This window comes from Cohnella lupini, from assembly GCF_003386205.1.
GTDB classification, from domain to species: Bacteria; Bacillota; Bacilli; order Paenibacillales; family Paenibacillaceae; genus Cohnella; species Cohnella lupini.
On record NZ_QRDY01000001.1, the window covers coordinates 563,024 to 579,415 of the forward strand.

Consider the following 16,392-nt stretch of genomic DNA (forward strand, 5'->3'; position numbering starts at 1 on the left):
GGGGTAACATGAGCTCTGAATTTATTATCGGCTTGGCGGGACAAGCATTGTATACCGTTCTGAAGGTAAGCGCACCGATGCTTGGAATCGGATTGATCGTAGGGTTGCTCGTCAGTATTTTTCAGGCGACGACCCAAATCCAGGAGCAAACTCTCGCTTTCGTGCCCAAAATCATCGCCGTTTTTCTAGCGCTGCTGATTTTTGGTCCATGGATCCTCAATGTCATGGTCGATTTCACCACTCAGTTGCTTGGAAATTTGTCGAATTACATTGGGTGATGAATGATGGAATTAATTATGCAGATGTTTCCTGCCTTTTTGCTTGTATTTTGTCGAATAACGTCGTTTATTATTGTAGCGCCCATTTTATCATCCCGGTCGGTTCCCAAAACCGTTAAGATCGGTTTGGCCTTCTTCGTATCGCTGATCGTCTTTCTGACGGTCGGGTTCGATACTAAAGTAACGGCGGACGCTACTTACATACTTGCCATTATCCGCGAGATTTTTGCCGGCCTGTTGATAGGCTACACGTCTTATATGTTTTTCACGATCGTACAGACCTCGGGCTCTTTCATGGACATGCAGATGGGTTTCGGGATCGCGAATATCGTAGATCCCATTACCGGCGCGTCAGCTCCGATGTTAGGTAATCTGAAGTTCATGTTAATGATGCTCGTTTTTCTTTCGGTGAACGGTCATCACTACTTATTAGCGGCAATCATGGATAGCTACAAGTGGCTTCCCCTTGATAATAATCTCTTCCAAGTGTATTACGGAGGAGACGTAACGCAATTTTTAACTCGTACTTTCGCGGATACTTTTCTGTTGGCTTTGCAAATATCGGCACCTATCGTCGTAGCCATGTTTTTAACGGATTTCGGATTGGCTTTGTTGGCAAGAACGGCACCGCAATACAACGTATTCGTCATCGGTATTCCTATTAAGATCCTTATTGGTTTGGCTATGTTGGTCATTCTTTTGCCCGGCTTTAGTGCATTGTTTCAGTTGATATTCGACAATATGTTCGAAGCATTGGAGAAATTGTTCACGATATTGAAAACACCTTCTTGAGCAAAGGTAACGATAGAGGAGGTAGCGTCATGCCCCGCAATCGTCTTAGGATGGATTTGCAATTGTTCTCGGGCGAGAAAACGGAGAAGGCGACACCGAAAAAGCGAGGAGAGAGCCGCAAAAAGGGTCAGGTGGCCAAGAGCGTGGAAATTCCGAGCTCGCTGATCCTTCTCGCTTGTATCTGTTGTTTGCTGATGCTCGGTCCTTTTCTCCAGAAGCAAATCTTGACCATGTTCGGCGATGTTCTCTTGCATCGTTTGGAGATGGAAGTAACGGCCGAAAATATACTCACTTTGTTCAATCATTATGCCGTTCAATTGTTGATCGTTCTTGCCCCGATCTTCGTCGTAGTGCTTATCGTCGCTTTTGCGTCGTATTACGTTCAGATCGGTTGGTTGTTTACTTTGGAGCCTCTTCAGCCGAAGCTGGAGAAGCTTAACCCACTGACCGGCGCCAAAAATATTTTCGGAGTCAGATCGGTCGTCGAGTTTCTAAAGAGCTCCTTAAAGTTAGCTGCAGTGGGATTAATCGTTTATTTGGTCCTTTGGTCGGAAAGGGAACGGTTTCTTGATTTGGCGCATTTACCGGTGCAGGATATATTCGCTTTCGTGAGCGGCCTGACTATGGAAATGGGAATCTTCGTCGCAGCGCTCCTATTCGTACTGGCCATCGGCGATTTCATGTACCAGCGTTACGAGTTCGAGAAAAACCTGAGAATGAGCAAGCAAGATATTAAAGACGAGTATAAGAACTCCGAAGGCGATCCGCTTATTAAAGCAAAAATAAAAGAACGTCAACGCAGAATGGCGCTTATGCGAATGATGCAGGAAGTTCCGAAAGCGGATGTCGTCATTACCAACCCGACGCATTTCGCGGTAGCTTTGAAATACGATCCGAGCAAAATGGACGCTCCGACCGTTATCGCTAAAGGGCAAGACTACTTAGCTCTTCGGATCAGGGAGATAGCCAAGAAAAACGAAGTTATGACTATGGAAAACAAGCCGCTCGCCCGTGCGCTGTTCGAGAGGACGGAAGTGGGACAAAGCGTTCCCGGCGACCTCTTTCAAGCGGTAGCGGAAGTGCTGGCATACGTATATCGGCTCAAGGGCCGGAGGTAATAAATATAATTAGAACGGCCGGCTTACGAAAGGGCGCAGAGGAAAAGGTTTTGCCACGGAGAGTTTACGTCCGCCTTTAAAATCGAGTTGCAACCGCAAAATAAATTCAACAGCAACTCGATTTTAACAGCGGCGTAGTGGCAATCCTTTTCCGGCGCGCACCGCAGCGTAAGAGGACGTATCGCTAGTCGGGAGGGACGCGTCATGAAAATTCGGGACTTAAGCATACTCATAGGCGTCATCGGAATTGTCCTGATGATGGTCGTTCCTATTCCCAAAGCACTCTTGGATATTTTACTTATCATTAACATTTCGGTTGCCGTCATGATCCTTCTGATCGCGATGAACACCCAGGATGCGATTCACTTTTCGATATTTCCTACCCTCTTGTTGCTCACGACGATTTTCCGATTAGCGCTTAACGTTTCTACTACGCGGCTGATTTTATCGGAGGCAGATGCGGGACACGTCGTCGAAACGTTCGGACGTTTCGTAGCCGGCGGGCAAATCGCGATAGGTTTCGTTGTATTCCTTATCCTTGTCGTCGTGCAATTTATCGTTATCACGAAGGGGTCCGAGCGCGTCGCGGAAGTAGGAGCCCGCTTCACTCTCGATGCGATGCCCGGCAAACAAATGAGTATCGACGCCGATTTGAACGCCGGTCTCATTAATGAGCAACAAGCCAGGGAACGCCGGGAAAAGATTGAAAAGGAAGCCGATTTCTATGGCGCGATGGACGGAGCCAGCAAATTCGTCAAAGGGGATGCTATTGCCTCCATCATTATCGTTTTCATCAACTTGATCGCCGGGTTCGTTATCGGGATGGCCATTCATGGAATGGATGCCATGACCTCCTTGGAGACATACTCCATCCTATCCATCGGGGACGGTCTAGTCAGTCAAATTCCAGCTCTATTGATTAGTACTGCAGCAGGTATCATCGTAACTAGAGCCGCTTCCGAGGGCAACATGGCGGATGATATCAGCAAACAAATGCTTCGGTATCCGAAGTTGTTATACATCGTAGGAGGCACGGTAGCGCTATTGGGCTTGGCAACTCCTATTCCTTTGATCAGCACGCTTCCGTACGCAGCTATTCTGATAATAGCTGGTTATCGTTTGCAAGCGAACTTGAACCGGAAGCAGCAAGAAGAAGAGCTTCTCGTTGAAGAGAAGCATATCGAGGAAGTGCGGAGTCCGGAAAGCGTCATCAGCTTGTTGCAGGTCGATCCGATCGAATTCGAATTCGGGTACGGGTTAATCCCGCTTGCGGACACGCAGCAAGGCGGAGATCTACTCGACAGAATTATTATGATTCGACGGCAATGTGCCCTTGAAATGGGCTTAATCGTCCCCGTTATCCGAATTCGCGACAATATTCAACTAAAACCGAATGAATATGTCATTAAGATGAAAGGAAACACGGTCGCTCGCGGCGAATTATTGATACATCATTATTTGGCAATGAGCCCAGGGTTTGACGACGAGTCCGTTACGGGAATCGAGACTCAGGAGCCGGCATTCGGTTTACCCGCTTTGTGGATCGACGAAGCGACGAAGGAAAGAGCGGAGATGGCCGGTTATACGGTCGTCGATCCTCCATCGGTGGTCGCGACCCACTTGACGGAAGTCATCAAGAAGTATGCGCATGAGCTAATCGGCCGTCAAGAAACGAAAGCGTTGATCGAGAGCGTCAAGGAAACTTACCCTGCGCTTGTCGATGAGTTAATCCCATCCATCCTAGGCGTTGGAGATGTCCAGAAAGTCTTGTCGAAGCTGCTTAAAGAAAAAATATCCATTCGGGATTTGGTCACTATTTTTGAAACGTTGGCGGATTACGGTAAATATACGAAAGACCCGGAGGTTCTAACGGAGTACGTGCGGCAAAGCTTATCCCGACAGATTACCCAACAATACGCCAGCGCTTCAGAGCCACTTAAGGTTATTACGGTTAGTCCCGCAGTCGAGAAGAAGATAGCCGATGCGGTTCAACAATCCGATCAAGGAAGTTATCTAGCGATGGATCCGGCGTCATCGCAAGCGATCTACCAACGTTTGACCGAGCAAGTGAATAAGTTGGTGCAGTCGGGTCAACAGCCTATCATACTAACGTCTCCGACGATTCGCATGTATTTGCGCCAGTTGCTGGAGAGAAGCCTGCAAGATATTCCGGTCATTTCGTACAGCGAGTTGGAGCCAAGTATTGAAGTGCAGAGCGTTGGGGTGGTGAGTGCATGAAGGTAAAAAGATATATCGTCGATGATCTTCCCGAAGCCGTTCAAATGATTCGCAGCGAACTGGGGTCGGATGCCGTTATTCTGAATACGAAAGATATCCGCGTCGGCGGATTTCTTGGCATGTTCCGCAAGAAACGAGTGGAGGTTATCGCAGCCATTGACGAAGCGGCAAAAAAACCGCAGGCTAGAGCACCGATACCCGCTCGTCCTATCGAGAGGAAGATGCCTGCTGCTATATTCGACGAGACGGACGCACCGTTACCCGTCATTTCCTCGAATGCGGTTAGGGAGAGATATTCGCAGCCTCCATTCGCGGATAGCGGCCGAAGGCCGACATCGCCGTTACCCGAGGTGCAAAGCAGCGGCGGGCCGATCAGCCCGATCAAGCCTAACGTTTTTCAATCCGCTCTGGAGCAATCTAGCGAATCTCAAGACCTGCAAGAGCGCGATCGTACAATCTCGGATATTATCCAAGAAGTGCCTCAACGCTCCGATACGCAAGCGGCCACGTTAGCGATTGCGGTTCAGGCGCTCGAGAAAAGAGAAAATAAACAAGCCGTCGAAGAAACAGCGGATTTATTGACGGAGCTTCGTTCCATGAAGGAAATGATGAGCAAGATGGCTAAGCAGCAGACTTTCAGGAGTATGCCCGAAGCCGTCATTAAATGGAGCAGGCGATTGGCGGAACAGGGAGTCGAGCCTTCTTACGTCGAACAATTCGCCGAAGCCGTTAACCGAAAGATCGACGAGCATCGCGAAGAGGACAGAGAGATATCGTCTTATGAAGCTTCTCGTTCGGTTCTATTGGAATGGTTGGGCCTCGCGGTCGGGACAGGAATAGACGATACAACGAGAATCGTACATTTCGTTGGTCCTACCGGCGTCGGGAAGACGACGACTATCGCTAAGCTAGCCGCGGAACAATCCTTCAACCATCGGCGGAGCGTGGGTTTCATCACGGCTGATACATACAGAATCGCGGCGGTTGATCAGTTGAGGACGTATGCCGATATATTAAATGTACCCCTTGAGGTCGTATTTTCGCCAAGCGAGCTTACGAGGGCATACGGAAAACTGGGCGATCGTGACCTCTTGTTCATGGATACTGCCGGTCGTAATTACCGCAACGAGCTCTTCGTCTCGGAAGTGAACAGCTTGTTAGCGCCGGGAGAGCAGACGGAGACGATTCTCGTACTCAGCATGACTCACAAGTATAGCGATATGAAGATGGTAGCCTCTCAATTCGCTAAGTACGGCGTTAATCAATTGCTACTGACTAAATTCGACGAAACGGACACATTCGGTACCCTCATTAATTTGGTTAAGGAATTCGATTTCCGAATATCTTACATCACTTGCGGACAAGCGGTGCCCGACGATATCCGGCCATTCGAGCCGGAGGACTTGGTAAAGCGGATATTGGGGGTTTCAACCGATGATTGATCAAGCGCAGGCGCTAAGGCATTTGGTTCATTCCAAGGAATTACGCGCGGCGCGCACGACACGGGTTATTACCGTCACGAGCGGTAAAGGCGGCGTCGGGAAGTCGAACTTCAGCTTGAACTTCGCCATGGCTTTGCAGAATAGAGGATATAGCGTGCTCGTCTTCGACGCCGATATCAGCTTCGCCAATATAGACGTCCTATTAGGAACGCCGGCCCAGTACAATCTCATGCACTTGCTAAAAGGAGAAAAGTCCATCTGGGAAATTATCCAGGTAGGTCCCGGCGGGTTACAGTTCATTGCGGGCGGATCGGGTTTTCAAGACTTGGTTCGGTTGAGCGAACAGGAGTTGGAATACTTTTCGGATCAGATATCGAAGCTCCACGGTCATGTCGATTTTATCTTGTTCGATACAGGGGCCGGCTTATCTAAGGAAACGGTTCGCTTTATTACCGCAGCCGAAGAAACGATCGTAGTCACGACTCCCGAGCCGACATCGATTACCGATGCCTATGCTTTAATTAAAATGCTCAAGTCGATGGGGCACGAAATTTCCTTCAGATTAGTCGTGAACAGGGTTGCCGACGAACGCGAAGGAAAACAAACGGCGGACAATATTCGTCAGGTGGCAAGCAAATATTTGGACATCGAAATACCGGTGCTTGGCTTTATCCCCGATGACTCCAACGTCACGAAAGCCGTTAAACGCCAAACGCCTTTATCCATAGCGTTCCCTGATAGCGAAGCAACGCGAGGAATCGACCGAATCGCTTCCCGGTTCTTGCTTGAGGAAAGAGAGCCGGTCTCTAACCGGGGGTTATCCAGCTTCGTCCAAAGAATAAAGAAGTTATGGAGTTAAACACGTTGAAATAGAGAAGCGCCGAAACATCGAAGCCGTAAATTCAGCTAGAATCACGGGGAGGGTCGCAAGATGTCGGAATTTAAGGTTCTAATCGTAGATGATTCCCCATTCATGCGCAAGGTGTTCAGCGATGTCATAGACGCTGATGCTGCCTTCAAAGTATTGGCGACAGCCTCGAATGGCAAAGAAGGCGTCGATTTAGCGCTTGAGCTTAAACCGGATATTATTACGATGGATCTGGAAATGCCGCAAATGAACGGTCTCGAAGCGTTGCAACGCATTATGAACATCCAGCCTACTCCGGTTATTATGCTCTCCGCGGTCACGGACAACGGAACTAGGGATACTATCAAGGCGCTCCAATACGGCGCGATCGATTTTATACGCAAGCCGGATGGCGCGGTGAAACTGGATATACGCCAGGTGGGGGAACAACTTCTCGAGAAGCTGCATATCGCGTTGGAAACGATGAGTAGCGGCTCTCTAAGAATGCTACCGGCAGTAGAGGAAAAAGCCGTAATCATTGTTCAGCCGACTCCCGCACCGCCATTGACGCTTTCTCCGATTGTGGAAGACCCCGCTAACAAAGTTGGGAAGCCGGATAAGCCTGGAATTGCCGTCGATACGATTCCTAGTAATATAGCATCGGTTAAAGAGGTTCAGCCGAAAGAGAACGTAAGCAAAGAAGGCGCGACTCATTCCCGAAAACCGGAAGCGAAAACGGACAAACCAGCACCTCGAATATCATCCGTGCTGCCCGTTGCCGAAACCGGAATGACAAAGCCCAAGTCGCAGGAAACTCGAATGGCCAACGAAAGTTCGCAACGAGCAAAACCCGTGGCCCGGGTTCAGAGCGATTCGGTCGTTGCCGGTAAGAAAACGTCCAAGCCGGCAGTTACTTCCGAGAAAGCGTCTTCCTCCCTAACGAATGCCGGCACAACAGCGAAGCCGAGAGGTTCGACGCAATTCGAGCAATTGGTCGCGATCGGGACGTCTACGGGGGGGCCAAGAGCACTCCACGAAGTACTGACCGGCATTCCTGCCGAATTTCCGGCTCCGATTCTGGTCGTCCAGCATATGCCGCCCAAATTCACCTTCTCGTTAGCGCAACGCTTGGATAATTTTTGCAGCATCCATGTACGCGAAGCGGTCGAAGGCGAGCTCGTGGAAACCGCCACGGCATATATCGCTCCAGGCGGGAAACATATGTCGCTGAAGAAAGAGGCTTCGGGCAAATATCGCATCCGATTGTCCGAAGAAGGCCCGCGGTCGGGACATATGCCTTCCGTTGACGTCCTATTCGAATCCCTGATCGGACAACGGCAGCTTGTCAGGCACATCGTTCTCATGACTGGAATGGGAAGCGATGGCGCTAAAGGCATGAAGGCACTGCGATCGGACGGCGCCGCCACGACGATAGCGGAATCCGAGCAAACCTGCGTCGTATACGGAATGCCGCGTTCCGCCGTAGAGTTAGGCGCCGTATCGCACCAATTGCCGCTTCAAGGAATTGCCCCTGCGATCGTGCAGGAAGTGAGATCGCGCAAACCATAAATTCGTACTTGAAAGCTCAGCCAACAAGGAGGTGTCCGGCCAGTGGAAATGAATCAATACATGTCCATCTTTATCGATGAGTCCAACGATCACTTGCAATCACTGAACGAGAATATGCTTCGGCTGGAGCAGCAACCGGAGGATATCAGCATCGTTCAAATTATATTCCGTTCGGCGCATACGCTGAAGGGAATGTCGGCTACGATGGGATTCGAGGATCTCGCCGCGTTGACGCATGAAATGGAGAACGTTCTGGATCTCGTGCGCAACGACAAGCTAAGCATGAACGGCAATATTTTCGATACGCTGTTCAAATGCTTGGATGCGCTGGAAGCCATGGTTCAAGATATTATTAACGGCGGTACGGGTAAAGGCGACGTAGTGGAGCTTGTGCAAAGGCTTAAAGAAATCGTTAAAGGCGACGCGGCCGTCGTCGGTTCCGCGAAAGCCACTATCAGTGCGCCCGCGTCTAACGTGCCGGCTTCGCTTGTGCTGGACCAATACCAATTGTCCGTTCTTAGCCAATCCTTGGATGGCGGGCATAAAGCCTATTACATCGAAGTAAAGGTCAGGGAAGATTGTTTGCTCAAGGCCGCTCGCGCCTATATGGTATTCGACGTGCTGGAAAGAAACGGAGAAGTGGTTAAAGCTTTCCCATCCGTGCAGGAAATCGAACAAGAGCAATTCGAGCGCAGCTTCTCGGTCTACTATATTTCGCAAACGGACGAAAACTTACTCCGCGACCAAATCTCGCGAGTATCCGAGATAGAGTCCGTGACGCTGAACGCGGTGGATCGTTCCTCGTTGGAGGAACTGGGAAGCGCCGAGAGCGCGAAGGATCAAGCGGAAGAAAGAATCAAGCAAACGGCCTCTACGCTTTCGGTCGCTCCGATTACTAACGCGAGCGCGCCGGCAGCGCCGCTGACGGATGGCAACCCGACCCGGCCGGTAGCCGCTACGGCACCTGTCTCCGGAAGCGCCGCGCCCCGAACGATTCGGGTCGATATCGAACGTCTTGATTCTCTTATGAATCTATTCAGCGAATTATTGATAGACCGAGTTCGCTTGGAACAGCTTGCTTCAGAGGTCCGGCGCAACGACTTGACGGAAACGGTAGAGCATATGGCTCGCGTCAGCGCGGACTTGCAGAATATCGTTCTGAAGCTGCGCATGGTTCCTGTGGAAAGCGTGTTTAACCGGTTCCCGCGAATGGTTCGCGATTTGGCTAAATCACTCGACAAGAAAGTAGACCTCGTCATTGTCGGCGCGGAAACGGAACTAGACCGTACCGTCATCGACGAGATCGGAGATCCGCTCGTCCACCTAATTCGTAACGCCGTCGATCACGGAATCGAGCCCATAACCGAACGTAATCAATTAGGCAAGCCGGAAGTCGGAACGGTTCATTTGCGAGCATTCCATAGCGGAAACCACGTTTTTATCGAGATTGAAGAAGACGGCAAAGGAATCAATCGTCCTAAAGTGTTGGAAACGGCCGTCAAACGCGGAGTCGTTACTGCGGAAGAAGCCAAGAACCTTACCGATGAGGAAGTGAACATGCTCATTTTCGCCGCCGGGTTCAGCACGGCCGACAAGGTTTCGGATATTTCGGGCAGAGGTGTCGGGCTGGATGTGGTCAAATCCAAAATCACTTCGTTGGGCGGTCACGTTACGGTTCACTCCGTATTGGGGTCCGGAACTAAATTCTCGATTCAATTACCGCTGACGCTATCGATAATCGCGGCGATGTTGATCAAGCTCGGGTCCGAGAAATACGCATTCCCGCTTTCGTCGATCGTGGAAACGGGCTCGGTTAAGCGGACGGATATCCGGACATTGCACGGTAATCGAATGATCGACTATCGTCAATCTATCATTCCGGTCGTTTCCTTGGCTAAACTGGTCGATTCGCCCGATTATAGCGACGATGAGGAAGCGGAAACGGAAATGCTAGTTATCCGCAAAGGGGACAAGGTGGCAGCCGTTCTGGTAGACGAATTCATCGGACAGAGCGAAATCGTATTGAAGCCTCTCGGCAAGTATTTGGCAAACAATCTTGGCATCGTATCTGGCGCGACGATTCTCGGTGATGGGCAAGTCGCTTTAATCGTAGATCCCAATGCACTCATTAAGTAAAATACCGGACTCTAAGGGAGGATTTCATCCATGGCAGAGGAATTGAAAGTCATTGTCTTCACGCTGGCGCAAGAAGAGTACGGTATCGAAGTGGACAAAGTCCGCACGATCGAACGCTTGGTACCGATTACCCGCGTTCCGAAAACGCCGGAATTCGTCAAGGGTGTCATCAATCTAAGAGGCATAGTCATTCCGGTGATCGACCTGCGCGGACGGTTCGGACTCGCGGAGACGGAGCTTACCGACAATTCCCGGATTATTATCGTTGCCGCGAATGAATTGGAAGTCGGCTTCATCGTGGATTCGGCCAACGACGTCATGGACGTCATGAGCGATGCCATCGAGAATCCGCCGGAAGTGCTAGGCGGCATTAAAGCGAAATACATAAGCGGCGTTGCCAAGATCGGCGAAAACCGCCTATTAATCCTCTTGAATCTAATTGAAGTACTAAACCGCAACGAAATCATCCAGTTAGAGCAGTTTGGAGAGTAGGCGCGTGAGCCTGTTTAAGAACGACTCGGATTTCAAGATGGACGTGCTTAGGGAAGTCGGAAATATCGGCGCGGGAAACGCGGCTACCGCTTTATCGACGTTGTTGAATAAACCCGTGGACATGGCGGTCCCAACCGTAAGCCTGCTACCTTTCGAGGCGATAGCGGAGCGGGTCGGGGGCTCCGAAGCGGTTGTCATCGCGATATTCCTGCGAGTCGACGGCGATGCTCCAGGCAATATGTTCTTCATCATCAATAGGGAACCGGCGCGTCGTATCTTGCAGGGACTGCTTGGCTTCGATGCGGCAGAGAACGATAATTACAGCGAGCTGGAGCTATCCGCTCTCAGCGAAATCGGCAACATACTAGCCGGCTCTTATTTAACCTCCTTAGCGGATTTTACGGGATTGCACATGTCTCCGACCGTTCCATCGTTGGCCGTAGACATGGCTGGAGCGATTCTTAGCTATGGATTACTCCAATTCGGCACGATGGGCGATGATGCTCTGCTCATCGATACGACTTTTCTGGAAGGCCAACAAGAGGCGGAAGGACATTTCTTCCTCATCCCGGACCCCGAGTCGTTCGATAAGCTCTTTCGTGCGTTGGGAGTGCCGCTCTGATGACGGAAGGCACCCTGATTAAAGTGGGGATGGCTGATCTGAATATCGCGGATGGAGGGGCGATGCTCAGAACGACCGGATTAGGCTCATGCGTAGGATTGACCCTTTACGACCCCCATCTAAAGCTAGGCGGGATGGCGCATATCATGCTGCCTTCATCCGACATTGCCCGGGAAGGACAGCTGAACATCGCCAAATACGCGGACACTGCCGTCCCGGAACTTCTTCAACGCATGATAAGCAAAGGGGCAGTAACGGGACGTCTTCTTGCGAAGATGGCCGGCGGAGCTCAAATGTTTGCCTTCATGGGCGGCACGGATACGATGCGGATTGGTCCTCGCAATGTGGAGGCGACGAAGCTGGCGCTGGAACGATTTGAAATACCGCTCGTCTCGGAGGATACGGGCGGCAATTACGGGCGAACCGTAGAGTTGAACAGCCTGACCGGTGTGTTCAGCATTCGAAGCGTTCAGCATGGAGTAAAGGAGATTTGAAATGATTGGTTCTTGGCGCTTAAATGTCGCATTCGGCGGATTCGGCGGGATATTGACTTTCTTAATCTCGCTCTCCAATAACCCTCTAAGTACGACTTTGATGCGAAGCTTGTATGCATTCCTGGTTTTTACCGCGATCGCTTTTGTCGTAAGGTTCGTATTGAGTCAATTGTTAAGTCCTGTTCGGAGAACGGAAACGATCGAGTCATCCTTGGATAACGAACGCGGAGCAGCGCTTGATTTAATGACTCCGGACGATGGCGAATCTCTGTCCGAGATGATGAAAGAACAATGGGCGGATGGCAAAGGAGAGCCGATTAAAGGCTTCCAGCCCTTGCAGCCCAAGCGATTGGTGTCGCTCGACAATCCCAATCCCGAGGAAGTGGTTCAGGCGATTCGTCGTCTAACGGACGAATAAGGATGGTGAGGATAGAATGGTCGATCAAACACGTTCCCGGTTATCCCATCAAGATTTGTGGCAGCGCTGGAAAGAGGACGAGGATCCGGAAGCGAGAAAGCGACTGATCGAGCTCTATTTACCGCTCGTGGACTATGTGTCCAGCCGAATGGCGGTCGGCTTACCGAAAAATGTAACCAAAGACGACTTGGCAAGTAACGGGGCTATGGGATTAATCGATGCCATCGAGAAGTTTGACTATCGGCGAGGACTGCAATTCGAAACCTATGCTTCTTGGAGAATCAGAGGAGCGATCATAGACGGACTGAGGCAAGGCGACTGGGTTCCGCGTTCCGTTCGTGACAAAGCGAAAAAAATGGAGGACGCATATGCGGTGCTGGAACAGAAGAATTTGAGATCTGCTTCAGATGACGAAATATGCGCCTATTTGAATATTAGCGATAAAGAATTTCAACAGATGCTTCAGGAGGTCGCAGTCGCCGCCGTATTTTCCCTGGAAGATCCCATACGCGAGGAAGAGTCCGAAACAAGGCTATCGCTCCTCGTAGATGAGAAAGCGGTCAGCCCGGAATCGAAGGTACACGAAACTTATCTGAAAGACTCTTTAAAATTCGGTATAGAGAAACTTACGGAAAAAGAAAGAACGGTGGTTTCCCTTTTCTATTACGAAGATCTTTCGTTAAGCGAAATCGCCGAAGTGATGAGCTTGTCTCCTTCTCGAATTTCGCAACTCCACTCCAAAGCCATATTAAGGCTAAGAGGGGCATTGGCGAAACAAAAGGAGCAGCTGCTTCAGAACGGATAAAAAGGGGGCCTATTAATGCCTGACAATGGAAAAATACCATTGGAGGAAAGCCTGCAGGTTACGATTTCGGATGATAAAATGCAAGCTTTCTTGGTATTCAGAAGAGTCGAGGGAGAGTTAAAGCTGACTTCCCGCGAGTTAGAGGAATACCTGATGTCGCAAGGAGTCAAATACGGACTGCAGAAGGATACGCTCTATCTGATTTCGCAGAAACCCCAAGATTTTTACTTTACCCAGAACATCGTTGCCGTCGGCACTCCGACCCAGCCGGGCAAGGATGGTTTCGTTAACTTGTTGTACGGCGAATCGAAGGAGGAAGAACGGCGTCCTACCGAAAGAGAGGACGGAAGCGTCGACTACAAAGAAGTGATCCAATTGGCTAACGTGAAAGCCGGTCAACTGATCGCCGAACGCGTGCCAGCTCTGCCCGGAGTTGCCGGAAAATTTGTGACCGGGGAAGATATTCCGCCGCGAGACGGCAAGGAAGCACACTTTAAGATCGGCAAGAACGTCGTCGTTAATCCCGAGAAAATCGGGATGTATGCGGCGATCGACGGACTAGTGACGAAAACGGACAAAGAAAAGATTAACGTGTTTCCCGTTTATGAAGTGAACGGGGACGTGGACTATAATATCGGAAATATCGATTTCGTGGGCACGGTAGTTATCAGAGGAAATATTCTGACAGGTTTCCGCGTGAAAGCTTCGGGCGATATTCGCGTTACGGGCGGAATCGAAGGCGCGGAGGTCGAGTCGGAAGGTTCGATCGAAATTTCCGGCGGAGTAATCGGCAGTAATAAAGGATACGTAAGGGCCGGCCGCAACGTTCGTTGCTCCTTCATTCAAGACGGCAATGTCATTGCCGGCGAAGATATTATCGTTTCGCAGAGCATTATGCATTCTAACGTACGCGCGGGCCGGACGGTCAAATGCATCGGCGCCAAAGGTCTTATCGTCGGCGGAATCATTCAAGCCGGAGATCGCGTCACCGCTAGAATGATCGGGAATTCCATGTCGACGGCAACGGTGATCGAGGTTGGCGTTCGTCCCGAGCTTCGTCAAGAGCTGAATGAACTCAGAGTGACTATGCGTCAACTTGCGGATAACGCCGATAAATCGGAGAAAGCTTTAGTTATGTTGGATCAGATGGCATCGATAGGGCAATTGGCGCCGGATAAGCTCGCGCTTCGTATTAAACTGTCGGCCACTAAGCGCCAAACGCTTGAAGAGCTAAAAAGCGCGAAGGAACGGGTGTTGGAAATCGAGAAGACGCTCGAAGATGCGACTACGGCGCGCGTCGATGCCGTTCATACCCTGTGGGGAGGGACAAAGATCGTTATCGGCCGGTACACCCGATTCGTTAAGGATGGCTCGCAAAGAGTATCTTTCCGTTTTTCCGAGGGCGATATCGTAATGGTTCCTTTTAATTAACAATAGTCACTTTCATTGTTACGATCAAAATGCGAGGTGAACCGCCATGAGCTTTAAGCCGATCGACGTGCAAGTATCCATTCCGCGTTCGATGGAGTTGTCGCCGATGCAGCAACAGCAGCAGCAACGTTCGGCGACCGAGCAGTCTTTATTAGGTCAGCAGGTACTCAAAACAGCCGAACATGATGCTAAAAGAAGCACGAAAATGGAATCGACTACAAACGATACGATCTCGGAACGGCAGCCTCGCGGCAAGAACAAACAGTCGTTTTCCTCCAACAAAGAAGCCCATGAGGAGACTCCGGAACATAGTAAAACCCCGGAGCACCCGTTTAAAGGGAAGCATATCGATTTCACGGGCTGATCTACAAGCAAGAGAGGGGTTAAAGGATGAGCCCATGGTTAAGTATTGTATTGCTTGGCATAGCGATTAGCGGATATGCGTGGATGATGCCAAGAACGGCAACGAAGTCTAACAAAGAAACAGAGTTTGTCAGCGAAGAGGCTTACAGTCAGCTGCTCGAAGATTTAGAAACCGAAAATCGGGAGTTGTTCGACGCTGTCGCAAAATTTAAATCCGAGCAAGATGAAACCGTCGGTAAATTAAATCGTCGAATCGTAGACATGGAATATCAGATGAAAAAATGGTCGGAGCAATCCCTTCAGCCTACAACGCCGACGGAAGTCAAGCCTCCGTATACAACGGCTGCGTCTTTTCCCACTAACGAAATTTACGTGCCAGCAGCGGCTACTTCAGAATATGTTCAAGCTTCCGCTCCGTTACCTGTCGTCGAAGATCGAAGCCGGATGATGGACGGGGTCGCCGCGGAGCCGGCAGAAATCGAAATCGCACCTACGACCATTCGCGGCAGATATCCCGAATTGCTCGCCATGCACGATAAAGGCAGATCGATAGAGCAAATCGCCAAAGCGCTCGGGATGAACAAAGGCGAGGTGCAATTGATCTTGCAGCTCGTTCGGCGGGAGGAGCAACAGAATGCGTAAATATAGGAACTGGTTGATAGGATTCGGAGTGGGCATCATAATCGGCGCATCCATGTTGCAAATGATTCTGGTGGCGAAGGATCAGTCAGCCATGGTTGCCCAAGAGTCTCTGACACGCGATCAGTTGGACGCCGAAGCGGAGAAGGCGGGACTTGTGCTCCTCACCGAAGAGCAATTAAACGACAAGGTAGAGGAAGCCGTAGCCGCATCGCAGGAGCAATCCAATAAAGGCGACGACAACGGGCAAGAAGGGATCAAAGACTCGGATGATGAGGCATTGAAGACACCTGCTCCGTCGGATTCGCCGGTGCCCGAGGAATCGGGACCCGCGTCTACGGATGACAACGGGCAGGAAGTTACGGAGCCGGTTTTTTTAAGAGTGGATTACGGCATGACCTTAACGGAAGTTGCCGACGAGCTTAAGAAGCTCGGCTTGATCGACGACGCGAAAGACTTTATTAATGAAGCGAGACCGATCTCCAAGAAGATGAAGGTGGGAAAATCCGAATTTACAGGCAAGCCGACCTACGAGCAAATCATGAATGAGCTTACCCGCAAAAAATAACGATGTTCACGCCGGATCTCGACATTTTCATGCTATAATTCGGATTATGCATTGCGCGACGGTTATCGATATGGTATATTATTTTTCGGTGTAAAAAACACACGCATTTCAATTTCGTCAACGGTGCTTTTCTTGTGCGA

The 16,392-nt window shown here is 50.3% G+C and carries 17 protein-coding genes; all 17 read left to right on the top strand.

The window, feature by feature from the left end:
* Positions 1 to 8: 8 nt before the first annotated feature.
* The 17 genes from fliQ to DFP95_RS02735 all read left to right on the top strand — a co-directional run bounded on the left by fliQ (position 9) and on the right by DFP95_RS02735 (position 16,252).
* Positions 9 to 278: a flagellar biosynthesis protein FliQ gene (fliQ, locus tag DFP95_RS02655; RefSeq protein WP_115990992.1), complete on the top strand. Its 270-nt coding sequence runs from the start codon at positions 9 to 11 to the stop codon at positions 276 to 278.
* 6 nt (positions 279 to 284) lie between these two features.
* Positions 285 to 1,070: a flagellar biosynthetic protein FliR gene (gene fliR, locus DFP95_RS02660; RefSeq protein WP_115990993.1), complete on the top strand. Its 786-nt coding sequence runs from the start codon at positions 285 to 287 to the stop codon at positions 1,068 to 1,070.
* A gap of 29 nt (positions 1,071 to 1,099) precedes the next feature.
* Complete coding sequence (gene flhB / locus DFP95_RS02665; RefSeq protein ID WP_115990994.1) at positions 1,100 to 2,188, top strand: flagellar biosynthesis protein FlhB; 1,089 nt, start codon at positions 1,100 to 1,102, stop codon at positions 2,186 to 2,188.
* 204 nt (positions 2,189 to 2,392) lie between these two features.
* Complete coding sequence (flhA, locus tag DFP95_RS02670) at positions 2,393 to 4,426, top strand: flagellar biosynthesis protein FlhA (protein ID WP_115990995.1); 2,034 nt, start codon at positions 2,393 to 2,395, stop codon at positions 4,424 to 4,426.
* The gene (gene flhF / locus DFP95_RS02675; protein ID WP_115990996.1) at positions 4,423 to 5,868 is read left to right on the top strand and encodes a flagellar biosynthesis GTPase FlhF; all 1,446 of its coding nucleotides are present in this window, start codon (positions 4,423 to 4,425) and stop codon (positions 5,866 to 5,868) included. The genes flhA and flhF overlap by 4 nt, the downstream gene beginning before the upstream one ends.
* Entirely contained in the window at positions 5,861 to 6,727 is an 867-nt protein-coding gene (locus DFP95_RS02680) for a MinD/ParA family protein (protein WP_115990997.1), read from the top strand. Before flhF ends, DFP95_RS02680 begins: the two co-directional genes overlap by 8 nt.
* A 72-nt stretch (positions 6,728 to 6,799) precedes the next feature.
* Complete coding sequence (locus DFP95_RS02685) at positions 6,800 to 8,284, top strand: protein-glutamate methylesterase/protein-glutamine glutaminase (RefSeq protein ID WP_115990998.1); 1,485 nt, start codon at positions 6,800 to 6,802, stop codon at positions 8,282 to 8,284.
* Positions 8,285 to 8,326: 42 nt separating this feature from the next.
* A complete protein-coding gene (locus DFP95_RS02690) occupies positions 8,327 to 10,420 on the top strand; it encodes a chemotaxis protein CheA (protein WP_115990999.1) in 2,094 nt (697 codons plus the stop codon).
* A 30-nt stretch (positions 10,421 to 10,450) separates the two neighbouring features.
* The gene (locus tag DFP95_RS02695) at positions 10,451 to 10,912 is read left to right on the top strand and encodes a chemotaxis protein CheW (protein WP_115991000.1); all 462 of its coding nucleotides are present in this window, start codon (positions 10,451 to 10,453) and stop codon (positions 10,910 to 10,912) included.
* 37 nt (positions 10,913 to 10,949) lie between these two features.
* Complete coding sequence (locus DFP95_RS02700) at positions 10,950 to 11,534, top strand: chemotaxis protein CheC (RefSeq protein WP_425453232.1); 585 nt, start codon at positions 10,950 to 10,952, stop codon at positions 11,532 to 11,534.
* The gene (locus tag DFP95_RS02705; protein WP_115991002.1) at positions 11,531 to 12,028 is read left to right on the top strand and encodes a chemotaxis protein CheD; all 498 of its coding nucleotides are present in this window, start codon (positions 11,531 to 11,533) and stop codon (positions 12,026 to 12,028) included. The genes DFP95_RS02700 and DFP95_RS02705 overlap by 4 nt, the downstream gene beginning before the upstream one ends.
* 1 nt (position 12,029) lies before the next feature.
* Positions 12,030 to 12,446, top strand: a complete 417-nt coding sequence (locus tag DFP95_RS02710) for a hypothetical protein (protein ID WP_115991003.1) — start codon at positions 12,030 to 12,032, stop codon at positions 12,444 to 12,446.
* A 16-nt stretch (positions 12,447 to 12,462) separates the two neighbouring features.
* A complete protein-coding gene (locus DFP95_RS02715; protein WP_115991004.1) occupies positions 12,463 to 13,251 on the top strand; it encodes a FliA/WhiG family RNA polymerase sigma factor in 789 nt (262 codons plus the stop codon).
* A 15-nt stretch (positions 13,252 to 13,266) separates the two neighbouring features.
* Positions 13,267 to 14,682 (top strand): flagellar assembly protein A, encoded by a 1,416-nt coding sequence (locus DFP95_RS02720; protein ID WP_115991005.1) that lies wholly within the window; start codon positions 13,267 to 13,269, stop codon positions 14,680 to 14,682.
* A 46-nt stretch (positions 14,683 to 14,728) separates the two neighbouring features.
* The gene (locus DFP95_RS02725; RefSeq protein WP_115991006.1) at positions 14,729 to 15,046 is read left to right on the top strand and encodes a hypothetical protein; all 318 of its coding nucleotides are present in this window, start codon (positions 14,729 to 14,731) and stop codon (positions 15,044 to 15,046) included.
* 26 nt (positions 15,047 to 15,072) lie between these two features.
* Positions 15,073 to 15,687, top strand: a complete 615-nt coding sequence (locus DFP95_RS02730; RefSeq protein ID WP_115991007.1) for a hypothetical protein — start codon at positions 15,073 to 15,075, stop codon at positions 15,685 to 15,687.
* Positions 15,680 to 16,252, top strand: a complete 573-nt coding sequence (locus tag DFP95_RS02735; RefSeq protein ID WP_115991008.1) for a hypothetical protein — start codon at positions 15,680 to 15,682, stop codon at positions 16,250 to 16,252. Before DFP95_RS02730 ends, DFP95_RS02735 begins: the two co-directional genes overlap by 8 nt.
* The last annotated feature ends 140 nt before the right edge of the window (positions 16,253 to 16,392 follow it).